This window comes from Candidatus Nitrosotenuis aquarius, assembly GCF_002787055.1.
GTDB lineage: Archaea > Thermoproteota > Nitrososphaeria > Nitrososphaerales > Nitrosopumilaceae > Nitrosotenuis > Nitrosotenuis aquarius.
The window spans coordinates 1-22,575 of sequence record NZ_CP024808.1; the positions used below are offsets into that span (position 1 = coordinate 1).

33 protein-coding genes are annotated in these 22,575 nt (G+C 42.5%); 19 read left to right on the top strand and 14 right to left on the bottom strand.

Annotated features, from left to right (window positions below):
* The first annotated feature begins 62 nt into the window (after nucleotides 1–62).
* The 3 genes from NAQ_RS00005 to cgi121 are packed head-to-tail and all read left to right on the top strand — an operon-like array spanning nucleotide 63 to nucleotide 1,971.
* Nucleotides 63–812, top strand: coding sequence for a TatD family hydrolase (locus NAQ_RS00005; RefSeq protein ID WP_100183352.1), 750 nt, complete (start codon nucleotides 63–65; stop codon nucleotides 810–812).
* Nucleotides 813–843: 31 nt separating this feature from the next.
* Nucleotides 844–1,176, top strand: a complete 333-nt coding sequence (locus NAQ_RS00010; protein ID WP_100181662.1) for a hypothetical protein — start codon at nucleotides 844–846, stop codon at nucleotides 1,174–1,176.
* Between the two features lie 24 nt (nucleotides 1,177–1,200).
* Nucleotides 1,201–1,971 (top strand): KEOPS complex subunit Cgi121, encoded by a 771-nt coding sequence (cgi121, locus tag NAQ_RS00015; protein ID WP_100181663.1) that lies wholly within the window; start codon nucleotides 1,201–1,203, stop codon nucleotides 1,969–1,971.
* On the opposite strand, the gene NAQ_RS00020 is transcribed toward cgi121, so the two are convergent.
* The 4 genes from NAQ_RS00020 to NAQ_RS00035 all read right to left on the bottom strand — a co-directional run bounded on the left by NAQ_RS00020 (nucleotide 1,960) and on the right by NAQ_RS00035 (nucleotide 3,903).
* The gene (locus NAQ_RS00020) at nucleotides 1,960–2,481 is read right to left on the bottom strand and encodes a THUMP domain-containing protein (RefSeq protein WP_100181664.1); all 522 of its coding nucleotides are present in this window, start codon (nucleotides 2,479–2,481) and stop codon (nucleotides 1,960–1,962) included. The genes cgi121 and NAQ_RS00020 overlap by 12 nt on opposite strands.
* Nucleotides 2,482–2,639: 158 nt before the next feature.
* Nucleotides 2,640–2,927 (bottom strand): winged helix-turn-helix domain-containing protein, encoded by a 288-nt coding sequence (locus NAQ_RS00025; protein ID WP_100181665.1) that lies wholly within the window; start codon nucleotides 2,925–2,927, stop codon nucleotides 2,640–2,642.
* A 93-nt stretch (nucleotides 2,928–3,020) separates the two neighbouring features.
* A complete protein-coding gene (locus tag NAQ_RS00030) occupies nucleotides 3,021–3,662 on the bottom strand; it encodes a hypothetical protein (protein WP_100181666.1) in 642 nt (213 codons plus the stop codon).
* A gap of 31 nt (nucleotides 3,663–3,693) precedes the next feature.
* A complete protein-coding gene (locus NAQ_RS00035) occupies nucleotides 3,694–3,903 on the bottom strand; it encodes a hypothetical protein (protein WP_100181667.1) in 210 nt (69 codons plus the stop codon).
* Between the two features lie 74 nt (nucleotides 3,904–3,977).
* Between NAQ_RS00035 and NAQ_RS00040 the strand changes: the two genes are divergently transcribed.
* Nucleotides 3,978–4,256, top strand: coding sequence for a Fe(2+)-trafficking protein (locus tag NAQ_RS00040; protein ID WP_100183353.1), 279 nt, complete (start codon nucleotides 3,978–3,980; stop codon nucleotides 4,254–4,256).
* Here the strand turns inward: NAQ_RS00040 and NAQ_RS00045 are convergent.
* Complete coding sequence (locus NAQ_RS00045; protein ID WP_100181668.1) at nucleotides 4,253–4,714, bottom strand: hypothetical protein; 462 nt, start codon at nucleotides 4,712–4,714, stop codon at nucleotides 4,253–4,255. The two genes, NAQ_RS00040 and NAQ_RS00045, sit on opposite strands and share 4 nt — an antisense overlap.
* A gap of 88 nt (nucleotides 4,715–4,802) precedes the next feature.
* Here NAQ_RS00045 and NAQ_RS00050 point away from each other — a divergent pair, with 88 nt between their 5' ends.
* From NAQ_RS00050 to NAQ_RS00060, 3 genes are read left to right on the top strand one after another with little or no spacing between them, the layout of a single operon-like run.
* Nucleotides 4,803–5,804: an adenylosuccinate synthetase gene (locus NAQ_RS00050; protein WP_100181669.1), complete on the top strand. Its 1,002-nt coding sequence runs from the start codon at nucleotides 4,803–4,805 to the stop codon at nucleotides 5,802–5,804.
* 53 nt (nucleotides 5,805–5,857) lie between these two features.
* Nucleotides 5,858–6,517, top strand: a complete 660-nt coding sequence (locus tag NAQ_RS00055) for a hypothetical protein (RefSeq protein ID WP_100181670.1) — start codon at nucleotides 5,858–5,860, stop codon at nucleotides 6,515–6,517.
* A complete protein-coding gene (locus NAQ_RS00060) occupies nucleotides 6,510–7,250 on the top strand; it encodes an orotidine 5'-phosphate decarboxylase (RefSeq protein WP_100181671.1) in 741 nt (246 codons plus the stop codon). The genes NAQ_RS00055 and NAQ_RS00060 overlap by 8 nt, the downstream gene beginning before the upstream one ends.
* Here the strand turns inward: NAQ_RS00060 and NAQ_RS00065 are convergent.
* The 4 genes from NAQ_RS00065 to NAQ_RS00080 all read right to left on the bottom strand — a co-directional run bounded on the left by NAQ_RS00065 (nucleotide 7,233) and on the right by NAQ_RS00080 (nucleotide 10,160).
* On the bottom strand, nucleotides 7,233–7,655 hold the full coding sequence (locus NAQ_RS00065; protein ID WP_100181672.1) for a bis(5'-nucleosyl)-tetraphosphatase: 423 nt from the start codon (nucleotides 7,653–7,655) through the stop codon (nucleotides 7,233–7,235). The genes NAQ_RS00060 and NAQ_RS00065 overlap by 18 nt on opposite strands.
* Nucleotides 7,655–8,371, bottom strand: a complete 717-nt coding sequence (gene uppS / locus NAQ_RS00070; RefSeq protein ID WP_245871784.1) for a polyprenyl diphosphate synthase — start codon at nucleotides 8,369–8,371, stop codon at nucleotides 7,655–7,657. Before uppS ends, NAQ_RS00065 begins: the two co-directional genes overlap by 1 nt.
* A gap of 62 nt (nucleotides 8,372–8,433) precedes the next feature.
* Nucleotides 8,434–9,585: a DUF373 family protein gene (locus tag NAQ_RS00075; protein WP_100181674.1), complete on the bottom strand. Its 1,152-nt coding sequence runs from the start codon at nucleotides 9,583–9,585 to the stop codon at nucleotides 8,434–8,436.
* Between the two features lie 77 nt (nucleotides 9,586–9,662).
* Complete coding sequence (locus tag NAQ_RS00080) at nucleotides 9,663–10,160, bottom strand: hypothetical protein (RefSeq protein ID WP_100181675.1); 498 nt, start codon at nucleotides 10,158–10,160, stop codon at nucleotides 9,663–9,665.
* Nucleotides 10,161–10,396: 236 nt separating this feature from the next.
* Here NAQ_RS00080 and NAQ_RS10310 point away from each other — a divergent pair, with 236 nt between their 5' ends.
* The 8 genes from NAQ_RS10310 to NAQ_RS00115 are packed head-to-tail and all read left to right on the top strand — an operon-like array spanning nucleotide 10,397 to nucleotide 15,954.
* Nucleotides 10,397–10,540: a DUF5679 domain-containing protein gene (locus NAQ_RS10310; RefSeq protein WP_245871619.1), complete on the top strand. Its 144-nt coding sequence runs from the start codon at nucleotides 10,397–10,399 to the stop codon at nucleotides 10,538–10,540.
* Between the two features lie 60 nt (nucleotides 10,541–10,600).
* Nucleotides 10,601–11,023 (top strand): translation initiation factor IF-2 subunit beta, encoded by a 423-nt coding sequence (locus NAQ_RS00085; RefSeq protein ID WP_100181676.1) that lies wholly within the window; start codon nucleotides 10,601–10,603, stop codon nucleotides 11,021–11,023.
* Nucleotides 11,023–11,319 carry a DUF424 domain-containing protein gene (locus NAQ_RS00090; RefSeq protein ID WP_100181677.1) on the top strand — a complete coding sequence of 99 codons (297 nt, stop codon included), beginning with the start codon at nucleotides 11,023–11,025 and terminating at the stop codon, nucleotides 11,317–11,319. Before NAQ_RS00085 ends, NAQ_RS00090 begins: the two co-directional genes overlap by 1 nt.
* 38 nt (nucleotides 11,320–11,357) lie before the next feature.
* On the top strand, nucleotides 11,358–11,669 hold the full coding sequence (locus NAQ_RS00095; protein WP_100181678.1) for a translation initiation factor eIF-1A: 312 nt from the start codon (nucleotides 11,358–11,360) through the stop codon (nucleotides 11,667–11,669).
* 12 nt (nucleotides 11,670–11,681) lie between these two features.
* The gene (locus NAQ_RS00100) at nucleotides 11,682–12,476 is read left to right on the top strand and encodes a serine protein kinase RIO (RefSeq protein ID WP_245871620.1); all 795 of its coding nucleotides are present in this window, start codon (nucleotides 11,682–11,684) and stop codon (nucleotides 12,474–12,476) included.
* Nucleotides 12,473–13,039, top strand: coding sequence for a KH domain-containing protein (locus tag NAQ_RS00105; RefSeq protein WP_100181679.1), 567 nt, complete (start codon nucleotides 12,473–12,475; stop codon nucleotides 13,037–13,039). Before NAQ_RS00100 ends, NAQ_RS00105 begins: the two co-directional genes overlap by 4 nt.
* On the top strand, nucleotides 13,032–14,870 hold the full coding sequence (locus NAQ_RS00110) for a DNA topoisomerase VI subunit B (RefSeq protein ID WP_100181680.1): 1,839 nt from the start codon (nucleotides 13,032–13,034) through the stop codon (nucleotides 14,868–14,870). The genes NAQ_RS00105 and NAQ_RS00110 overlap by 8 nt, the downstream gene beginning before the upstream one ends.
* Nucleotides 14,851–15,954 carry a DNA topoisomerase IV subunit A gene (locus NAQ_RS00115; RefSeq protein ID WP_100181681.1) on the top strand — a complete coding sequence of 368 codons (1,104 nt, stop codon included), beginning with the start codon at nucleotides 14,851–14,853 and terminating at the stop codon, nucleotides 15,952–15,954. Before NAQ_RS00110 ends, NAQ_RS00115 begins: the two co-directional genes overlap by 20 nt.
* Here the strand turns inward: NAQ_RS00115 and NAQ_RS00120 are convergent.
* On the bottom strand, nucleotides 15,941–16,411 hold the full coding sequence (locus NAQ_RS00120) for an Hsp20/alpha crystallin family protein (RefSeq protein WP_100181682.1): 471 nt from the start codon (nucleotides 16,409–16,411) through the stop codon (nucleotides 15,941–15,943). The genes NAQ_RS00115 and NAQ_RS00120 overlap by 14 nt on opposite strands.
* Before the next feature lie 42 nt (nucleotides 16,412–16,453).
* On the bottom strand, nucleotides 16,454–17,644 hold the full coding sequence (locus tag NAQ_RS00125; protein WP_100181683.1) for a sensor histidine kinase: 1,191 nt from the start codon (nucleotides 17,642–17,644) through the stop codon (nucleotides 16,454–16,456).
* A 112-nt stretch (nucleotides 17,645–17,756) separates the two neighbouring features.
* Here NAQ_RS00125 and NAQ_RS00130 point away from each other — a divergent pair, with 112 nt between their 5' ends.
* The 4 genes from NAQ_RS00130 to NAQ_RS00145 are packed head-to-tail and all read left to right on the top strand — an operon-like array spanning nucleotide 17,757 to nucleotide 19,078.
* On the top strand, nucleotides 17,757–17,972 hold the full coding sequence (locus NAQ_RS00130; RefSeq protein ID WP_245871622.1) for a hypothetical protein: 216 nt from the start codon (nucleotides 17,757–17,759) through the stop codon (nucleotides 17,970–17,972).
* Nucleotides 17,973–18,009: 37 nt separating this feature from the next.
* Nucleotides 18,010–18,363 (top strand): hypothetical protein, encoded by a 354-nt coding sequence (locus NAQ_RS00135; RefSeq protein ID WP_100181685.1) that lies wholly within the window; start codon nucleotides 18,010–18,012, stop codon nucleotides 18,361–18,363.
* Between the two features lie 22 nt (nucleotides 18,364–18,385).
* A complete protein-coding gene (locus tag NAQ_RS00140) occupies nucleotides 18,386–18,784 on the top strand; it encodes a hypothetical protein (RefSeq protein WP_100181686.1) in 399 nt (132 codons plus the stop codon).
* 9 nt (nucleotides 18,785–18,793) lie between these two features.
* Complete coding sequence (locus NAQ_RS00145) at nucleotides 18,794–19,078, top strand: hypothetical protein (RefSeq protein ID WP_100183355.1); 285 nt, start codon at nucleotides 18,794–18,796, stop codon at nucleotides 19,076–19,078.
* Here NAQ_RS00145 and NAQ_RS00150 read toward each other — a convergent pair.
* The 3 genes from NAQ_RS00150 to NAQ_RS00160 are packed head-to-tail and all read right to left on the bottom strand — an operon-like array spanning nucleotide 19,075 to nucleotide 22,559.
* The gene (locus NAQ_RS00150) at nucleotides 19,075–19,863 is read right to left on the bottom strand and encodes an S-methyl-5'-thioadenosine phosphorylase (RefSeq protein ID WP_420887485.1); all 789 of its coding nucleotides are present in this window, start codon (nucleotides 19,861–19,863) and stop codon (nucleotides 19,075–19,077) included. The genes NAQ_RS00145 and NAQ_RS00150 overlap by 4 nt on opposite strands.
* Nucleotides 19,863–20,375: an adenine phosphoribosyltransferase gene (locus NAQ_RS00155; RefSeq protein ID WP_100181688.1), complete on the bottom strand. Its 513-nt coding sequence runs from the start codon at nucleotides 20,373–20,375 to the stop codon at nucleotides 19,863–19,865. The genes NAQ_RS00150 and NAQ_RS00155 overlap by 1 nt, the downstream gene beginning before the upstream one ends.
* Before the next feature lie 42 nt (nucleotides 20,376–20,417).
* Nucleotides 20,418–22,559 carry a biofilm-associated protein gene (locus NAQ_RS00160; RefSeq protein ID WP_100181689.1) on the bottom strand — a complete coding sequence of 714 codons (2,142 nt, stop codon included), beginning with the start codon at nucleotides 22,557–22,559 and terminating at the stop codon, nucleotides 20,418–20,420.
* Nucleotides 22,560–22,575 lie beyond the last annotated feature (16 nt).

Here is a 22,575-nt window from a genome sequence, read left to right on the forward strand (position 1 = left end):
AAAAATTCCACACACTAATGGATTTCTGCACACTTAAGTATGCAGAAAATTTCCCAAAAATCATGCTTTATGACGCACACATCCACCTATCGGATCCAGAGTATGAAAGCGAAATAGGTCTGATCATCAACTCGATGCACCAAATCGGCGTCAAAACATGCGCAGTATCAATGGATGTCCAGTCATCTAATGTCACACTGGAGCTTGCCAAAAAAAGTAATCATGTCTTGCCGTTCATTGGGATTCACCCAGAAAAGGCATCAGATGATCTGGATTCAATGGTATCGCTAATTGAGCAAAATGCCAAAGTCATTTCAGGAATAGGGGAAATAGGCCTTGATAAAACCTACACAAAAAACGATAACGAGTTTGCAAGACAAAAACAGGTCTTTACCAAATTGCTAGACTTGGCAGAAAAACACCACAAGCCAGTATCGGTACACTCGCGCGCAACACTGGATGAAATATTCCAAATTATTCCATCTTACAAAATTCCAGGATTTTTGCTGCACTGGTTTGCGGGAAGCAAAAAACAGCTAAGGCAAGCAATGGATCTTGGATGCTATGTTTCCTATGGTCCAGTATCTGTGTATTCACAGGACAAACAAGTCCTAATCTCTCTTACAAACAAAGACAGAATCCTAGTGGAAACGGACGGACCGGTAAGATTTTCGCGCTGCTTTGATATGAAGTCCGCTCATCCAAGCTTTATTCCAAGCGTTGTGTTTTGCATATCCAAAATACTTGGAATGTCGTACGGCGAGGCTGAAGAAATGCTTGAAGCGAATTCAAAACAATATTTGGGAATATAGGTATAATATACCCCACAAAGGAATTCCCATCGTGGATAGAATAAAGAGACTCTCAATGCAAGTCCTTGATCAACACAAAGACAAGTTCACAGTAGACTTTGCAGACAATAAAAAAATTCTAGACCAACTAGCAGTTGTACGCTCTAAAGGCCTCAAAAACGAGATGGCAGGCTACATCACAAAGCTTCTCAAGCGTGAAAAAGACTACCTTTCATCAAAGGAAGCACCAGTTGAAGAGGAAGACGTAGAGGAAGTTGAAGAAAACCAAGTAGAGGCAGCCGAAGAGGAAATAGTACAAGAATCAGAAACACAAGAATCCGAGATTCCTCAAGAAATCACAGTCGAGTCCGGCGAAGAATCTTAAGCAATACCTTTCTGTCGTTATACAATGATTACAATCAAGCTCTTAGGTGGCGCAAAAAAATCATTTGGCAAAGACCTAATGCAGGCAGATCTTGACAATACCTCCATTTCAAAATTATTGGAATATCTCTTATCGATAAAGCCGGCAAACACACTGGAGCTAGACACCAAAAACGTCCTAATTGCGGTAAATGGGGCAGACTCATCCGCACTGCAGGGCCACAACACTATACTGCACTCGGGAGATGTGGTAAGTATCATACCAGTAATACATGGTGGTGCAAGAACCCAGTTTGTCATACAATCAAAGAATGTCGAGCTGTTCCATATCAAAAACAAAAAGGGCAAAAACTATGACTATCTGAGTGTGCTGCGAAAAAAGTTTCCAAGCATAACAATAGAGGGTATATCATCGAGACAAATAGCAAGCATACTGCACGTCAAAAAAATACTGAGCGTATCCATGTATGCAAAAAAGAACAATTTGTTATTGTCAAAAAAATTCGAGACTGACATTTTGCTTAGGTTTGCGGCAACCACACAAATCTCGGCCGCAATAAAGCTAGTAGGCATTGAAAAAACAGACACATTTACCATAATTGCAGTTGGCTCAAAACTCCAACTTGACAGGATGCGTTCGCACTTAGAGGAACGTCTAGTGGATGTGATCTATTCCAAGAACATATCACACATCCAAAAACAATCTCACATATCAAAAAAGCATCTGGGAATAATAGATTCAAAAAACCCGCTTGAAGACCTGCTAGCAGAAAAGGCAGCAGTATTATTCCAGTGAGCCGCGTTTTTCTCTTTGTATGCTCAAAATGTCTACTTCTTTGAGCACGGAAACGCCGGTAATTGCGCCCAAGATCTCTACTAGTATGATCCAGTCGTATTTTTCCAGTGAGACCTTGTTTGGGATCTTGTTTGCAATCTGACTGATTATCTCGCCTGATGAAATCTCGGAATTTCTTTTCTCTATTGTTATGCGATATGTCTGGTTTTGTGCAATTTTTTCTGATTGTTTTATTGCAGCATCTGAGATTTCTGTAACATCTGTCCTTGTCACTGAAAATATTGGAATTGCGCGCATTGTGTATCTAATAGACCATGGCTCGTCTTCTAGCTTTTCTCGAATCTTTTTTATCAGATCCAGAGGGTTTGCGCTGGTGTCTATATACAAAATTCCGGAAAATTCTGTCATGGAAATTTTGGGGTCCTCATCACCAAGCTCGGACAACAATTCCTTGATCTCCTCGGTGGTTTCGCCCTCAAAGTGTCTTGCACAAGTAACTAGGACATTCAATGAGTACAAGCTAAAATCCAGTACATATTTAGCTTGATTAAAAATTAAATAAAGAAATTCTATACTAGTATCATGAGCACAGAGCCTGATCTCGAAAATGACTTTGAGGACGACTTTGAAGATGCTGAAGACGAAGAAATAGAAGATGAGGATTTTGATTAGATAGTCAGACCGAAACTGTCTGCGAATTTGTTAAACGTGTTGTATGCTTGCAGGAAATCTCTCCCGGTGCTGCTTATTTTGTACTTGCATGCACCATCGGAATTGGTCTGCTCTAGTAATCCCTGAGACACCAAAGTGCCCAGTATCTTTGATATTCTCCCATGGGAGATGTTTGCCTTTCGTATCAAATATGTGATGCTTGCACCCTCTTCGTCTGGCAAGTCGTCGCGGGTTGTAGTTAGAATATCTCCGATTATTTTCATGTGGGTTCTGTATACTTGCATTTTGACAAATTTTTTGTAAAATTATTGTTGAATATATTGGCAGGATAAGATTTTTTGACAAAATAATGTCATTGAGCTAAATTTGAGCCTGAGCTAGAGATTTTCATCGAACTTTATCTTTGTCAGGGGAACCTTGGTAACCGGAATAAAGAGCAGGCCTAGTCCCGTGATTTTGATGGAAATTGACACTATATTCAGTATGGATTGCGGAAATACAAAATAATACCAACCCAAAAACTCCCCAAATCCCAACAGTGCAAGGCCAGCTGCCACAAATATGGCAGTCTTTCGCCTACTCTCAAAATACGACATCATTGTTTCAATTGCGCCGTACGCTAGCAGGATAAACGAAATGGAGCGAATCACGTTTTCTATTGATGTAAATGAAATCAAAAACAGTGGCAGTATTCCAACTGATCTCAGATAATTTGATCTTGGAAAAAACGACTTGATTGTATGGGAAAACGCAATGAAAAAGTATCCAAGTGTCTGCACCGCAATCCCAATTGTCTGAATCCATCTCTGCGGCTCTTTTGGATCAAATACGTACGCATCAAGTGTTATGCCAAGCCACATTATCATAAAGCCAATTCCAATTGAGAAAAACGCAAGTGTTAGCCGAAATAAAGTTGGGCTGCCAGTGTTCCTAAATCCAATGTATGACAGTATTCCAATTATGATTCCTACGGCAAATCCTACCAAATTCAAAATGCTTTCTAAAAAAAATACTTCCATGTACTTTGTATTGGATATTTGATTTTAAAAGTTAGTCCCATTCATCAAGCGTTCCGGCAGTCTGCCCCTCAGTAGAACCCGCATAATCGCCCAAAATGTCTGAATATGTCACGTCATTATGCGCAACATACTTGACATATTCGCCATATGACATTTCCAAGTTACAGTCTTGGCATGTCACCAAAGTAAAGTCTTGCGCCAAGTCTGCATTGCCTTTGCATTTTGGGCACTTGATCTTCACACAGAATGTACTCTAATTCTGTTATTATTCATTGCCAAAAAAAGAATAAATTGACTACACATGGAGCAAGTTTGATGGCGCGAGTTTGCACAAAATGCAAAAATGAGATACCTGACTCTGAGCAGCTTGACGCAGTGGGCGGAACATATCCGTGCTGTACCAAATGCTGGGAGGAATGGAAGACCTATAGAATAATGGTCATGAATGAGCTAAGGCTGGACATGTCGCTGCCAGACCACAGAAAACTGCTCAAAAAGAACGAAAAGATCTTTGTCGGGGTATTGTCGCCTCAGGGAGACGTAATCGACTTTTCCAATGAGGACAACCGCAAACCAGACAAGCCACAGGCCTAAAGACCGAGCCTTTCCTTTGCGCTATTTGGTATAATCAAGAACAGCTGCCTTTTTTGCTGCTCTGATAATCCAGAAAATATCTTTTGGACAGATTCCGCTATAGAGTCTTGGCTGGACTTGTCCAGCGACAAGAACACCTCGAGAATCCCGTCCAGGTTAAAGAGAATCAGTTTTTGCGGGTTTCTGAGGACTTCGAACACATATGCCGATGCAAGTCCGATTCGCTTCTCCTCAGGCATTGCAGATAGGATCTCAAGCCACGTGGCAAAAAGCTTGGCAAAGTTTGGAAACGGAATTGTGGGGCCTGCCTCCAGCGCATTGTTGATTATCTCCATCTGATCGGGTGCAGACAATGTGAAAAACTCTTCCATTCTTTTTTTGAGGATTGGCTTTCGCAAAAAATCTGGTAGGTTTGCCAAATTTACTATGATGTTTCCTGCAAAGTTTGGGTGCGACAATCAAAAGTCGCTTTGTGTCGGGGCGTTAAAAATTTAGATCGCAATTCCATAACTTGGCTTAAATTAAAGCTCAAAATCTCATCCATTGATGCCCTCGACTGTTGTAGTTGGTGGATTTTTTGGAGATGAAGGAAAAGGCAAAATCATCTCATATCTGGCGCAAAACGACAACCCAAGCATTGTAGTCAGGGGAGGGGCAGGACCAAACGCAGGCCACACAATAGAGGATGGCAACAAAAAATACAAAGTTCGAATGCTGCCCAGCGGATTTTTGAACAAAAAGGCAAGACTGATGATAGGTCCAGGCGTTGTGGTACATCCGGATGTCTTGCACAAGGAAATTGAGGAATTTGGAACTGCTCAGAGATCCTTTGTTGATAATAACTGCGGCATAATAGAAAAAACACACACCGATGCAGACGGCGGAGGCAGGCTAAAGGAAAAAATCGGAAGCACCGGTTCTGGCACGGGTCCTGCAAATGCCGACAGAGCCATGCGTACGCTAAAGATGGCCAAAGAGATTCCCTCACTCAAGCCGTATCTAATTGATGTGGCACAGGAACTCCACACAGCACTGGATGCAGAGGAAAACGTCCTAGTTGAAGGCACACAGGGAACATTTCTCTCACTGTGGCATGGGACATACCCATTTGTCACATCAAAGGACGTCACAGCCTCAGGAATATGCGCAGACATTGGACTTGGCCCAAAAAATGTCGACGACGTAATGGTCGTCTTCAAGTCTTATGTTACACGCGTAGGCACAGGAACACTCCAGGGTGAGCTGCCAATGGACGAGGTGGCAAAGCGTGGCTGGTCGGAAATAGGCACAGTAACAGGCAGACAGAGGCGTGCAGCCGAATTTGACTTTGCGCTTGCCAAGCGTGCAGTCATGCTCAATTCCGCAACACAAATTGCGCTCACAAAACTAGATGTATTGTTCCCAGAATGTGCGCACAAAAATTCATTTGAAGATTTGAGCGCAGCGGCAAAAAAATTCATCACAGATATAGAAGACAAAACAGACGTGGCAGTCATGCTGATAGGCACAGGCCCAGGCGTTACTGATATCATTGACTTGAGAGAATAATTGTTTGGATAATTTTTGCTAAACTTTATTTTGCCAATTGTTTTACTGGACTCGTGGAAAAACCAAAATCTCCTAAATACATTCAACTAGCCTCACAATTAGAATTCTCACGCCTAGTTTCTGCGCTGGAGCGAGTTCCACGCGTATCATTTATGCACGAGCACGACGGCAAAAAAATTCTTGCAATTCAGATGGACCTGCTCAAAGAGCGCCCAATCATATACTATGTACCACTGGACAAAAACGGCCACTATTTGGCATATGGCTTCAAAAACGGCAAAGAGGAAACATCCGTAGTCGATGCAGTATCAGAGCCGACAAAACTATACTCTCCAATAGTCAAAATCAAGGAACTACCGCCATCGCTTCGACAGCACTCTGATGAGCAGCTGGAAAAATACGAGCTAATCGAGCTTGAAGACTTGGCAAGCCTTGCAAAAATAAGCCATGGATACGAAGAAGCGCCATTTCCGCTGTTCTCATTTCCGCGGGGAGACAAGTGGCTAATTGGTGTCTTCATGAACTTTAACGAAGACGGCCCATCATATTTCTGCCATGTCACACTTGATTCCGAGCCGACACAGCCGTTTTTGAAATATTCAATGTTCAATGGCAATGCGCCTGTCTTTACCGACAACCTAAATGAGCACGGCTATTCGTACATCAAAATAATAAAGCTAGTAGAAACACACCCACTAATCCATTATGAATAATTTTTCAGAGCGAATCAAAAAACTAGCTCGACAAAAAAGCCCGCTTATTTTGGCAAATGACTATGACGATCAAAAAAATCTAGAATCTCGAACCCTAAAAAACATCAAGACACTATCTGATTATCTTTGTGCAATCAAGTTTAACTTTCATGTTTTACTACCATTAGGAGAAAAACAAATAACCAAAATCACAAAAGCAGCACATCAAAATGGATTGCAGGTGATTGCAGATATCAAGCTAAATGACATTGGAAACACAAATCTGGTTGCCGCCAAAACATTGTGGGATTTGGGCTTTGATTGTATAATAGTAAACCCAATGATGGGCCCAGGAAACCTCCAAAAACTAATCGAGCTGTCTCACAAGAACAAAAAAGGCGTCATTTCGCTGTGCCATATGAGCTCCCCTGAAGCCAAGGTAACGTACGAGCTAGGCGTAAAACTAGGCTCAAAGAGCACACAACTCTACAAATTATTCCTAGAATGGGCAACAAAAATGTCCGCAGACGGAATCATTGTGGGCGCGACATTTCCAGATATCATACAATACTGCAAAAAGCAAAGCCGTGGCAAGCTAAATGTATTTTCGCCAGGGATCGGCACGCAAGGTGGCGATATTTCCAGTACGGTGTCTGCCGGCTCTGACTATCTGATCGTCGGCAGAACAATTCTTGGATCAAAAAACCCGGCACAGACTGCCAAAGAAATGGTAGGCCTAGCTTGCAAAAACTAGGGATTTTGATTTTTGCAGTAAACTTTTTGCATTCTGGTATGTTGTCTTGGAGTGTGCCAAGTCATATTCGAGCCAAACATGATCCAAGTGCTCGTGCGATATTGTAACGTCACTTGTCTTTGTTGTGCCCAAGAAAAACACCACTTCTTTTTTGACTAGCTTGCCGTCATACTGGTAGGTGTAGTGGATTTTTTCCTCAAAGCCGTCGATAAATTCAATGTCGGTAATTCCAGTTTCCTCTCTTGCTTCTCTAATTGCTGCCTGCCTTTCATCCTCTCCTTTTTCTATTCTGCCCTTGATAAAGTCCCAGTGGCCCGACGGATAGTGCAAAAGCAAAAACAGTTTTCGATCTACGTCTTTTCTAAACAAAACAATTCCGGCTGATCTCTCAGATGTCTCTTGCATTATTTTCCAATCCTTCTGTTTCTTTTCTGAAATGTCCTAATTGCCCGAAGCAGATCAATCTTTCTGAATTCAGGCCACAAAATATCCATAAAAATTAGCTCACTGTATGCTCCCTGCCAAAGCAAAAACCCACTCATTCGCTGTTCTCCGGATGTACGCAATATCAGATCTGGCGACTGCTGGGGCAAGTGCGCAGTATACAGGTTTGCCTCTATTACGTCTTTGTTGATGTCATTGACACTGATACTACCGTCCTTGATTCGAGCGGCAATCTTTTTGACTGCATCTACCAGCTCGTTTTGTCCTCCATATGCAATTGCAATATTCAGATAATGATTGTCGTATCCTTGCGTGGCTTCGTCTAGTCTTTTGAGAACATTATTTATGGAATCTGGCAACAATTCGGTTCTTCCCATAGCCTTGACGCGCATCTTGTTTTTGTGAATTCGCGGGTCTACGTACAATTTTTCCAGCCTTTGCCGAATCAACTCGTAGAGGTATTCCAACTCATTGTCTTTGCGATCCAGATTTTCAGTAGACAAAACATACAGAGTGATGATTTTGATGTCTAGTTCTTCGCACCAATCTAAAAAGTTCTCCACTGCGTCGGCTCCCTTGAAGTGGCCTTCCTTGGACATTGTCAGTGCTTTTTTTGCCCACCTTCTGTTGCCATCCAGTATTACTGCAATGTGGTTTGGGATGGTGCCGCACCTGATCTCATTTTCGAGTCTTTGCGTGTATAATTTGTAAAAATAGGAGAGAAACGGTTTTGCTTTTTCTATTCCGATAAGACTTCTCCTCCCTTCTTTTTCCTGTATTTTCGGAATAAGAAGGTAGCAGATATCAGTGTTATTGCCAGGCCTGCCAAGAATGGCGGAATCAGGGTAAAGGAGCTCTCATCATTGACTAGCAGATTTGTAAACTGGTATACCGTTGGATATACTGAAACTAGCACAATCATGCGTAAAATATCGGTAATCTGCCTGAGGCTTCCCTTTAGCCAGTTGCTTATCAAAATTCCTCCAAATATTGCGCCTATTCCCATCCACAAAAATGGCAATGCGCCTGCAATGAACTGGCCCAGTGTCACCTTGTCTGCAAATATGTTTGGAACACCTGAACCCAAAACTTGTGGGTCCAAAATGTTTGTGTGGATTGCAGAAAATCCAGACAATATCGATGCCAATGCAATTGTAATGCCAGTTACCACTGTGAACATTCGAATCAGGCCTGCAGGTGTAGGCTTTGCCCAGTTGGACCAGGCCCTATCTACATCAAATGCGCGGATCAAAAATGCACCGCCCAATATACTGACTAGTACTGCAAAGATTTCTTGTGTATATCCGGATATGGTGCCGATTCCGCCAATTAATAGCAAAATTCCAGGCAATCCCAAAAAGAACTTTGAATATTTTGAATCATAAACGATCATCTTTAGATATTTTCCAAAGACCGCATAGGAATACTCGACACTCCTACTTACTCGCATCACGCATCTTTGGACAGAAACAATTGGCACGACATTTTGTATTATAGGTATGACACTTTCGTCATCTTCGCCATCTGATACAATGACTGCGCCGTTTGCCGAAAAGCTGGATAGCACCGACTTTACCTCGCGAATTATTTTTTCGTCTGCCTGGACTCCCCTGTCACTTACTCCTGCAACCACGATTACCTCTGTTTGGTAGCCTTTGCTGATCAGGTCTTCGTACGTCTTTATTGCATAGAAAATAGAGTTTGCATCGGCATCCTCTGGGTCCTGCAGTGCAAGCTTTTGTGCAGCTTCGATGCATGCGTTTCTGCCAACTACTGGTGTTAGAACACCAGCTTTATCGCCAACATCGTTGTCCCTGTCTACACAAATCACTAGCAACCTGCTTGTAAGTGGCGTATCCAGTTTCTTTTCTATTTTAGAGTCTAAAGACAATACGACTATACATTGCAAAATTACCTATTAACGATTTCCAACCATTCAAAATATTACAAATAGGAATCTAGGCTCATCTAGGCTGGACGGGAGTCGTTTGATGCGGCAAGCGAGTCCTGTGCCTGGGTTAGGTATTGCTCTAGTTTTGCCTTGTCTTCTGTTATGTCTGATGCCGGGTCTGACTTTAGCTTCTCTGCAATGACTGTCGTCTCTCTGAGATAGGTGTTGTATGCTCGAAGCGAGTCTGCAAGTGCCGAATAGCTTTGCATCCATTGTTCTGGCACATCTGGCTCTGTTATGCTGATTATAATGGAGCGAATCTGGCCTGACGATATTTCTGCAATCGCGATATAGTTTTCCGGTGTGATTTGACCTGATAACATCTTGTCAAATTCAATCTTGTCGGATTCTGAGATTGCCTTTTGCTGATCAATTAGTGCGTCAAGCTCGTCACTGGGATTTGAAATCACAATGCTGGACTGGTTGTTTTGCGGAATGAACCAAACTGCAAAACTTGCCACAGTGATGGCAGCTAGCACCCCTGCAGTTATGATGAATCCTTTTTTTGATTTCAACTCAATCCAAAAATTGCACCCTATAATATAATTGAAATCCACAAAAAATTGACATGATTTTTGCCAAAATTTTGCATTTTGTCTGATTTGATGTCATAATTAGCAAAAACAGGCCAATCCAATTTGGATCGAAATTCGCAACTAACTACATCTCACAAATGCAGACTAGTCCATCGTATAGTAAAATAATTTTTACCGTTTCTTGCTAAATACACGCATACTGTAGACCAATCACAATGGCTCAAGCTTACTGTGTAAAATGCAGAGCAAAAAGGGAAATTAAAGATCCTAAACCAACAAAGCTAAAGAATGGTCGTCCAGCTGTTAAGGGCGTTTGTCCAAAATGTGGTACCAACGTCTTTAGAATCGGCGCTGCTTAAGCTAAACCACTCTTTCTTTTTGACTTAAGCTCATATAGACAGAGCTGTCTCTATTTCTTATTGACCAAGGCAGACTATGAAAAGCTCCTAAAGCGAATCCAGGACAAGATCTCCGAAAAACAGACCGATGTCGTGGAGAGATTTGAGCTTCCATCGCCCAATGTAATGTGGGAAGGCCAGCGCACCATATTGCACAATTTCATGGACTTTGCAAAAAAGCTGAGACGAGACCCAGACAAGGTTCTGCAATATTTGGCAAAGGAATTTGCAACCCCAGCTGAGCGGAGCGGAGACAAGGCAATCTTTGTTGGAAGGCGCGAACCACACGACTTTGTGAACCTGCTTAACATTTACGTCAAGGATTATCTTGAATGCCCAACCTGCAAGAGCCCAGATACCAAAATAGAGCGAGAAAACAGAATCACCTTTTTGATATGCGAGGCATGCGGCGCAAAATCATCACTCAAAGGTAAATACGCATAATGCGATTCTTCGTCAAGACATCTAACTATCAAAACAGCAACATGCTAAACATGTGCGATGAAGACCTTCTAGGCAAAGTAATCAAAAACGGCAAACTGCAAATCAACATCAGCAAAAGCTACTATGGCCAAAGACTAGTTGAAAAAGAAGAAGCAGAAACACTACTACAAAACTGCTCCGTCTTGAATTTGGTTGGCACAAACACCATACAAATGTCTGTTCACCTCAAAATTGGCTCGCAACAAGGAGTCAAGACAATAGACGGCGTTCCATTTTTGATAGTATTCAAAATGTAATACACACAATTATATACAAAAATTTCAACCCAATACCATTGGGAAAGCGTAAGGTTCTAAACGAAAGTGAGCTAAAAGACATCCAGCTGCCACAGCAAGGCGAGATGTTGGGCAGGGTCATCAAACTCTTAGGAAGTGATCAAGTGCTTGTAAAATGCACAGATGAGAAAATCCGAAGAGGAAGAATTCGTGGAACACTCAAGCGCAGAATTTGGATTAGAGACAATGATGTTGTGATCATTGCGCCATGGGATTTCAAACAAGACGACCGCGGCGACATTACCTGGAGATTCACGCTGTCCCAGGTGGACTGGCTCAAAAACAACGGTCATTTGCCAAAAGAATTCTAATGATGTACAAAATTGTCTGAAGACGATTTTTCTGGAATAGAAGAAATAGAAGACTATGACTCTAGGTTTGCAAAAATCTTTCCAAAGCAAAAGCGGCGCAAGCCCCAAGACGGATTCAAAAACAACAAGGTAGTCAACCAAGTCCTTGACAAGACTACAATGTTTACCATGTATGAGATGATAAACGCCAAGATAATCTCATACGTAAACGGCATAGTAAAGGCAGGAAAAGAGTCTGCCCTGTTTTGGGCAGTCGACCCAGAAGGAAAGGATGTGGCACTCAAGGTATATCTGACATCGACTTCGAGTTTTAAAAAACGCGCACCATACATCTTGGGTGATCCAAGATTTTCCCACCTCAAAAAGGGCACGAGAAACATGGTGTACCTTTGGGCCCAAAAAGAGTTCAAGAACCTCAAACAATGCATCCGACACGAGCTGCCTGTGGCAAGACCACTCCACGTATCAAAAAACGTGCTTGCGATGGAGTTTGTCGGCAAAGCCGGAGTACCTGCACCGACACTGCATGAAATCGAAGTCGATGAAAACGATTATGCGCAAATAATTGACTTTATCACAAAACTCTACAAAAAGGCAAAACTCGTCCATGGCGATCTCTCTGAATATAATGTGTTCAAGACAGAAGGCGGCCTAGTCGTTTTTGACTTTGGATCAGCAGTTGACACAATACACCCAAATGCTCAAAACTTTCTTGAAAGAGACATTAAAAACATGTCATACTTTTTTGCAAAAAGAGGACTAACGGTTGCAAATCCGACTGACGTCCTTCACACAATAACATCATGAGCTTTGATAAACTAGTAAGAATTCCAGTGGACCGAGTAGGCGCACTAATTGGAAAATCTGGAAAAGTCAAAGCCCAGATAGAAAAAACATGCTTTGTAAAACTGGAAATAGACAGCGAGACAGGCGAAGTGGAAATAGTAACGGACGGCCAAATAGATCAGATCCAGCCGTTTAAGGCAGTAGAACTAGTCACCGCGATAGGCCGCGGATTCTCGCCAGAAAACGCAATGAAGCTAATGAGGGAAGATTATGTTTTGCATGTGATGGATCTGAGAGACTTTGCAGGTAAATCCCAGCAGCAAATTGAAAGGATAAAAGGAAGAATAATCGGAGAGGGAGGTAGAGCAAGAGCAAACATGGAAAATCTAACCAATACTAGTATCTGCGTTTATGGAAAAACTGTTTCAATAATTGGAGAGCCAATTCAGATCAAGCTGGCAGTCTCTGCAATATCATCAATTTCTTCTGGAAGCAAGCACGGCTCTGTCTATGGAAGGCTGGAAGCAAACAAGAGAAGACAAAAAATAGAGCGAATGCAGTTGTGGGAAAACAAAGATGTCTAAGGAAACCTTTAGCCAGATTTCGCCAAGCGAGTTCTTTTACAGAAATAGGGACCTTGCTGGATTTTCCAATCCCACACGTTCACTATACACTGCTGTTAGAGAATTTGTAGAAAACGCACTGGATGCATGTGACCAAAGAGGCATACTGCCAGATGTAAAACTGATAATTCAACCAGTAGACCCAGAAAAGCCAGACCCAAAACCATACGTCCTAACTGTTAAGGATAATGGCCCAGGAATGGATTCAAAGCAAATCCCGCTTGCGTTTGGAACTGTACTGTATGGCTCTAAATTCGGCCTCAAGCAGGCACGAGGCATGTTCGGCCTAGGTGCTACAATGGCAATTTTGTACGGACAAATCACCACAAACAAACCAGTTGTGGTGTCCAGCTCAGTTGACGGCCAGACTTCACATGAATATTCAATGATGCTTGACATTCAAAAAAACAAGCCGGTCATACTAAAGCACACAACAAAAGAGACTGGCAAAAAAGGTCTAAATGTCTCAATAACACTAGAAGGTGACTATTCCAAGGCAGGCTCTAAAATCAGAGACTATGTGTACCAGACTTCGCTGATTACGCCATATGCAACAATATCGTTTGATGATCCAAAGGGAGAGAAATTCCAATACAAACGAATTGTTGATACAATGCCTGCGCCTCCGACAATAATCAAACCGCACCCGCACGGAGTCGACGTTGAAACCATACGCCGAATGATCGTTGACACTCATTATGAAATCCCGACACTAGATAACTCCATGATAGAAAAGGTACGCAAAGAACTGGGCCTTGCAAAAAAGAATCTAAACTTTGAGGGAATAATGCAGAGGGCAGAAAAAAAATGGGCATCACTATCAAGACCTGTCAGAGTAATAGTTGCACTAATGTCGTTTTTGCAAATGGACTTTGAGAAAGTAATGAAAATAAGAATTGATGACGTGGACTTGGCAAACAAGCACCTCACATACTGGGACTTTGGCGAATCAAAATCTGTAATGATAGACATGCCAAAATCCAGTCCGTACTATAAACAACTTGCAAACACAGTGGCTGGTGAGACACTTGGAACGTTTCTCACAAAAAGATTCCAAAGAGTAGGACCGTCCACCGCAGACAAGTTTGCGGAATTTGCAAGCCTAAAGCCTGAGAAAAGAATCGGCTCCTTTACCAATGAGGAACTAGTACAGCTAAGCGATTCGCTGCAGAGATACGAGGACTTTTTGGCGCCCGACCCGAGCTGCCTTGCACCTCTGGGCGAAGAGCCGTTACGCAAGGGAATTGCCCAGTTTTTCAAGCCTGATTTCTTTGATGTGATACAAAGAAGCGCCTCTGCGTATTCCGGCTTTCCGTTTGTGGTGGAGATGGGAATTGCCTATGGGGGCGAGATCCCGGCAGGAAAAATCAGTGTGTACAGGTTTGCAAACAGAATCCCGTTGTTATACGATGAGGGAAGCGATGTTGTATTGCAGGTGGTAAATGAGACGGACTGGGGCAGGTACAAGCTCAAAAACGACTCACCAGTGGTTATTGTAAGCCATATTTGTTCCACTAGAATTCCATACAAAACAGTAGGAAAGGAAAACGTAGCAGACAGGCCGGAAATTGAAAAAGAACTGCGACTTGCTTTGCAGTTTTTGCTAAGAAAGCTCTCCTCATACATGTCAAAGAAGGGCCTAGCAGAGGCAGAAAAGAAGAGGAGCAACTTATACCAGAAATATCTTCCATTAATTGCGCAATTTGCAACTGAGCTAGCAGGAAAAAATAAAGAGCCTGACTACAAAAAACTAATCAAAGATCTGAATACAAATGTCAAAACCGAAGAATAAAGCAGAAAAAATCGCAGCGGCAAAGTACGAGGCACTACGGGAGCTGCTAAAGTCAGAAGGTACAAAAATCTACAACGACTTGGAAAAAGGACAATTTCCGCAATTCTATGTGCCAAGCAGATCCGTTAGCAATATCGTATATGACAAAAAACTGCGCCAATATGTTCTTGGCAAGGCTGCGGGGCTTCGCAGCTCGCGCAACATGTCACAGCTACGATCATTTACGCAACTAATCTGGCTCGCATTCTTTGCAAACAGGCTGGTCCAAGAAAAAAAATCCTCAACCCTGAGAGACATTTACTATTCATCGCAAGCCTTTGAAATCGACTTTGAGGACCAGCCAGAATCTGACAACATTATTGTGGACTTGGAGGCAGTCTTGGCAAGACCACGAGAGGACCTACACATATTCCCAGAGGAGCGAAGCAGCGTCTTTGGTGATTTGACTATAGAATATACCGTTCCTGGATATGAGGGAAGAAGGACAAATCTGTCTGACCATCCTGACGGCTATCTGATTGGCCCTAGCTTGTCCAGCGCAGAACTAGTAGATACCAGCGCAGAACTAGTCATTGCCATAGAAAAAGGTGGTCTGTTTACTAGATTTGTAGAAGAAAAGGTCGACAAAAAATTCAAGGCAATCATTATAGATACTGCAGGACAGGCTCCGCGTTCCACCCGATACCTGCTAAAAAGATTGCACGAGCAAATGAAACTTCCAGTCGTAATTCTAACGGACGGAGACGTCTATGGGGAGCACATTGCAATGGTAATCAAGTCTGGCTCTGCAAACGCCGCACACCTCAGAGAACTAACTGTTCCTGACGCAAAGTGGGTTGGCGTGTGGGCATCCGACATTGAAAAGTACAAGCTTCCAACCATCCCTATGACAGAATCTGACATTAAGAGAATCTATGATTTGCAAAAAGACCCAAGATATCAGGAGGGGGTCTGGAAAAAGGAGCTGGAAATATTTCTAAAAATAAAAAGAAAGGCTGAACTAGAAGCCTTCTCAAAATATGGTTTGACAAACATCACGGACAAGTACTTGCCAGAAAAACTGGAACTGGCTAAGTCTCTGTAGTCTTTCCGATTCGCAAAGTCAGAACGCCGTTTCTGTACTTAAAGTCAGAAATCTGCATTCCAGAAGCTCCTTCTACTGGAACCTCTTTTGAAAATCCGCCCGCTGCGCGAATATACAATACACCTTCTACTAGTCTTACCATGATTTTATCGTCAGGTCCTGGTACCTCTGCTACAAAGACAATCTCGTTTTCGCCCTTTATGACATCATAAACCCAGTTCTTGCTTTCTGTCTCGCGTGCAGTATACTTGGGCTTTTCAGTCCTAGTCATTTTTTTGATGACAAATCCCCAGTAAATCATGGTGGCAGCTGCTATCCCAATTAGGATGAAACTTACTGCACCCTGGCCGTACCGAAGTGACATGATGTACACTATGCCCAGAAATAGAATAATCATGATCGGGATGATAAAATTAATTGATTGCTCATTAGAGTACGTCCTTTTGTAGCTTGACAACTTGATTGAATTGCGTTTTGCTAAATATAAAGTAATTATGCTCTATAGGGGCAAAGTTATGGTAAATGTAGTGGGGTTGTTTGTAGCTGAAATAGTGCCCCTGTGTTGCTCTATTATGTTCTTGCAGCTGGCAAGCCCTAAACCGGTCCCTTCCTGCTTTGTTGTGACTAGCGGATCAAAGATCTTGCCCTGAACGCTGGATGATATTCCGGGGCCGGAATCTTCTACTTTGATCTCTATATTGTTCTGCTTTTTCTTGGCGCGAATGTTTACCGTGCCCTTGTTTTCGCCTATTGCTTGGATTGCATTTAGTATTATGTTGGAAAAGACGATCTGCATTTTTTGTGAATCGCACAACACAACAATGTCGTCTTTTGGGAAATTGATGGTAACATTTGTTGGAATCATTAGTGTTTGGAGTGCAGAGATGATTGTTTCGTGTAGTGAGGATGGTTGCTTTTTTACAATCGGGCTTCCCTTGACATAGTCTAGGACTCCGTCGATTTGGTGCGTCATGCGGAAAATTGATCTCTCGATCAACTCGATTCTCTTTAGTGTCACTTCGTCTAGATTTTTGTTTGTGACTTTGATCAGCTGCGCAGTTCCCTTTACTACCGACAGTGGATTTTTCAGATCATGGGCAAGCCTTGATGCTAGCTCCCCTATTGCTGATAGTCTCTCTGCCTGGATTAATTTTTCCGTTTTTTCTCTGACTTCGCCCTCTAGGACGGATTTTTGGCCCTTGAGGTTTTTTTCTAGGCTGTTGAATTTTTTGAGATTTTGTTCCAGCATTATCTTGAATTCATCCGAGTTTCTTCGCTCTTCTTGCAGCTGGCTTTCAAGTGCCAAAATTCGATTCTGCACCTGTTTTTCAACTATTTCTGTGATGTCTGTGATGATTTTGTCGGACTCGAATTCCTTTCCTAGGATCTCAAACTCTGTATTGTTTGTCTGAACAGGTATTGGCTTTCCAACCGGGACTAACATTCCTAGCTCCTTTTCAAAATTGGTTTGCATCTTTTTAATAGAGTCTATTTTTGATTTTTGATCTGCAATATGCTTGGTTAATGAATTGATGTACTTGTTGGCATCGCGTATGTCGTCGCCAAGGTTTGTGAACTGTTTTTCTGTGGAATTTTGCGCAGGATCTTTTTCAAAAAATATCTCCTTGCCTTGCTTGTCAGAGGCATCGGTCTTTTTATTATCATCTCTGCTGATGTACTTGCGATTCAATAATCAAATTTCCCTGATGTGAAATTAAGGTGGGTTTTGTACGATCCGAACAAAACACCTTGAACTATGCTTACAAATCTTGATTTTTATTATCGCGCAAAAAACTACACCTGTGGACAAAGCTAAAAGTCCAATGAAGGGAATATTTCTAAGGGGCTCTATTATTGGCGCAATAATCACAGTTCCGTCGCTGGTTGCGTTTTTTGTCGCTTGGTTTGTTACCGGAGACAAGTATACCTCACTCATAGTGGGTGTGGTGGTGCACTTTATTGGAATGGGCTTTACTCTAAAACTATCAAAAAAATTATTCAAAATAAAGCAAAACTAGTTCAGATTTAATTATTCAAGTACAGTCACAAAATACAATGAATCTGGATAAAATAGAACGTGACTTGATTCATGAAGTCAAACTCGAGCCAATTGAGGCAAAGATCTTTTTGCTTGTGACAACCAAGGGTAAAATGTCTGCAGACAGAATCGCATCCGAACTTGGGTTGGACAGCAACACAGCACTGCAGGCGGCAAAAAAACTGGTCTCACTTGGCGGATTCATTGACATGTCTGAGACGGAATTTGAGGCAATGCATCCAAGATTTACTGCAGTCAACATGTATCGCAAAATGTGCGCCAGAGAAAATATTGAATTTAAAAAAAATCTCATAGTGGATAACATTGGCGTTGCCTTGGAGGTGCACTATGAGCGTGCAAGAACTAAATAGTGCCTTTTTGCGCCAAGAACCAATGAGTGTTGACACTGAAACCTGCAAACACGAGATCACTTACTTTGGAGTAACAAACGTAAATGTTGACTCTAGAACAATAGGCTCGGTGGATGTCTGGCGTTGCGCTTTGTGCAAAAAGAGGTTCTGCGAAGAAAAACAACTGGGAATCGACTCCATTGTGGATTATGTCGGCATGCCAAAAATAGAGCCCGATGAGAAATGGGCAGTCTTGGTGCGCAAATTATTCAAAGGAAAAGACAGGTGGAAGCTAGTCCGACTAAAGCAAAACGGCACACTCAAGGTGGAAAATCCGGACGACAAGGTAATTGAGATTCCAGTCCGGGATTTCAAAGTAGATGATCCTCATCATGTAAGCTTTCTAATCGATGATAACATCAACAAGGCAATAGAAATCTAGGTGCAAGGCTTGGACGTTGCGGTTCACATCAATAATGTCAAGGGCAACCAAATGGCGGCCAAAATCACAGGCACGTTTACCATAGACAACAACACATTCAAGTTTTCGGCAATTGCGTTTGGCAGAATTGGCGGGCACAACATTGGCGCAAAAATCTCCAAGGCAACCGAAAAAGCATTGCAAAAGCTAGGCTATGATTCCAACGAAGTAATTGATGTTCTGCAAAAGAACCTAGTCTCCGGCAACATCACGCTACCTGAGGGCTTGAGCAGAGAGTCCTTTGCGGATTCCTAGAACTGGGCTTCTTCTAGGGCTTTTGCGCAGGAACATCCACGATGCTCTGGTATTGCGTCTGGAATTGATGTGAGCAGTCGCTTTGTGTTTTCTACGTTTTTGTGCAATGTCTCGATTACTTCTTTTGCGGTGACTGGCTTTTCTGCCCAGACATCATAGTCAGTGACAGTAGAAATTGACGCATAGCAGATTTGCGCCTCTCGCGCTAGCTGGCACTCTGGTACCAATGTCATGCCAATTATGTCTGCACCAGTTGACTTGTAGAACTTTGATTCTGCCTTTGTGGAAAATCTGGGGCCTTCTATGCAGACATAGGTTGAGTTTTTGTGAACTGAAATTTTTTGCTCGCTTGCCGCATTTAGTATGGCCGATTGCAATTCCGGGCAAAACGGGTCTGCAACCGAAATGTGAATTACTTTACCTTCCTCAGAAAATGTTCCTTTGCGAGATTTTGTAAAATCAATAAACTGGTTTGGCAAAACAAAATGTCCTGGGGCAATCTCTTCTTTGAGACTTCCTACTGCGGACGGTGCAATTATTCTAGTTATTCCCATTTGCTTGAATGCCCAAATGTTTGCTCTGTAATTGATAAGGTGTGGCGGGATGGTGTGCTTTTTTCCATGTCTTGGCATGAATGCAACTTTTTTGCCCTTGAATATGCCAACCGTAATAGAGTCAGATGGCTTGCCAAATGGCGTGTCGACTGTGATCTCTTTTGCTTCCTTTAAGAGGCCGGAATCATAAATTCCGGTTCCTCCAAAAATTCCAATGTCTGCTTGTTCCACTAGTATCTCACCAGGGACTCTGTTCTGTATTTTGAAATCTTTTTGATTCCACCCAATTCTGTTAGCTCCACCATGAATGCAAAGCCGGTTACTTGGCCATCAAGTCTCTCGATTAGCTCAGCTGCTGCCTTTGCGGTGCCTCCTGTGGCAAGCAAGTCATCACAAATGACTACTCGTTGGTCTTTGTTGATTGCATTTTTTTGGATCTCCATTGTTGCCTTGCCATATTCTATTGAATATGATCTTTTGACTGTCGCACCCGGGAGCTTGCCCTGCTTTCTGATCATTATCATGCCCTTGTTGTATCGTAATGCTAGTGCGCATGCAATTGGAAATCCGCGAGACTCGATTCCTGCAAATACATCTACGTCATTTGTATGGTATCGTTTTGCAAATTCATCTATGCAATGCGACATGGCAGACGGATTTTTTAAAATCGGGCTGATGTCTCTAAATAAAATTCCCTTCTTTGGAAAGTCTGGATATTCTGTGATGATGTTTTGAAGATTCACAAGTTTGTGGGTTTGGCAGAGTAATAAAAAGGGTTTCCTGATTTATTGCAGATCAAATACAGTCTCTGCAGTTTCCGTTCCAACGGTTGCCTTGATGGTGTACTTGCCTGGCTCCATTCCCTGCGGTACTGGCCACAATGTCTGGAAACCGCCTTCTTTGGTTGAGCTCATGCTCAGGTCTATTATCTTGTTGTTCTTTGAATCCGATATTGTGATGACTACTGTCTGGGTCTTTCCTCCACCAATACCTGTAATCGTCATGTAATCGCCTGCCTTGTACGGTGTGGTCTTGTCCGTTTTGATGTTGAATGTCTTTGTTGCGGTTCCAGAAACTGTGAACTTGGCATCTGCGAACTTGGCACCGCTTTTTGCTTTTATTATCCAAGGTCCTTGCTTTGCATCGCTTGGAACTCTGAATGTTCCCTCAGAGAACTTGCCTTCCTTGTCGGAGAAGATGTCTTTTTTCTTTATTATTTTGCCCTCTGGGTCTGTCATTTCTAAACTCAGAATTGCGTTTGGATTAGTAGAGCCCAAAACCAAAATGTTGTCGCCTGGGAGATACTCTGGCTTTGTTGCTTGAATTGAGATATTTCCTGTAGTTGTTTGAAGGCCCACGGAGAATACAAGACTCGCCTCAGATTGTGGGTGCTGGATCACTACGGTGTAAACTCCTGACTTGTATTCGCTTAGTACCAAATCGTGTTCTTTACTGCCGTCAAGACCTAATGAGATGCTTTCTGTAAGTTTGACTTTGTCGCCAGGATCAATAACCAAAATGGATATTGTTGATTTGGCAGGACCATTGATTGTAAGCTTGGCAGTCTCTGATGATGCATAATTTAGCTTGTCGAATTTGGCAATAATTTGTGGGCTTGGGAGCTCGCCTAGTCCGACTCGAACTATCTCTGTTTCATCTCCCTGAGTCAAAAACACCACATAGGTTCCTTTGGTGGATGTAGCTACAGTTTGATATTCAAATGCAAATGTGCCGGACTCGTCAAGCTCTAGCAAATCCGAAAAAATTTCTTTTCCTATTGGATCGTTGATCACAACTTGGAGTGTCTGGCTAGGCTTTGCCGTTCCATTGAAGAGGAATTTTTCACCAGGATCGTATTTTGTCTTTGATGAATCTGTTTTGATTATCTTTGTTATGGATATGCTAAGGGATTTTGTAATGGTGTTGATGCCGTCGCTGAATTCTACGTTTCTTGTGCCTAGTGGTGCATCTAGCGGTATTACGGTTTCGTGCTGCCAGTTACCTTGTGTGTCTACTGAGACTACTGCTTGGTATTGCTTGTTGCCTTCCAAGTCTTTGCCTGTTATAGTTACAGAGCTTCCGGGCTTGCCTGTTCCTCTTGCAGTTACTGTCTGGCCTGGCTCTGCTATTGCGACATAATTGTCAACTGTGAGTTTTTTGATATTTTGCGGTGCTGCAATTTCTTCTGATTTATCGATTCTTATGCTGATTGTCTTTTTGTTTCCCTGCGAGTCAGCAAGTGACAGATCGACTCTGTCCGCCTGTATTGTAAGTGGGATCTTGGCAGTCCCAACAACACGACCGCTTTCATCGGTTTGGATGTCTTCTAACCTTTCATTGTTTATTAGGAAGTTGAGCACGGTGTTTTTTGGGAATCCCTCACCTACTATTCTGATACTGTCTCCGGTTTTTGGAGATTCTGGAATTATTTTGAATGTTGCACTTTCAATGTTTACTGGTTGTGCAGGCTTGTCTGGTTGTTGTGGTGTCTCTGGTGTTGTCGATTTTGCTTCCTGACCTGGCGTGACTTTGCCAATTGACAGCTCATTTCCAGCACTGTCAGATGTTTTCCAATTCACTCCGGGGCTTTCGATTTCTGTCTTTATTCCAAACTTGACAGACTCTCCTGGGCCCAATGGCTCCGCTGATGTGAACACTAGGACTCCTTGTGGGTTTTTTATTCCGGTCCAACCCTTTTCTGCCTTGAATGACTTGAAGGTGCCAGAATCTTTGCCGAGCCATAGCTTTACCGTATAAACTGGAGATGAATCATTGTTTGTAAATTCCAAGAGTGTGGTTTTTTCAAAAGCTGTACTTTTTGCGCCAGTCTCTGCGCTTGCTAGGCCAGAAGCTGAAAATATGAAAACGGTAAAAATTCCTAAAATGGCAAAAACGGAATAATTCACGTGCAATCTACCTGCCTTCACGAATATTGTTTATTTA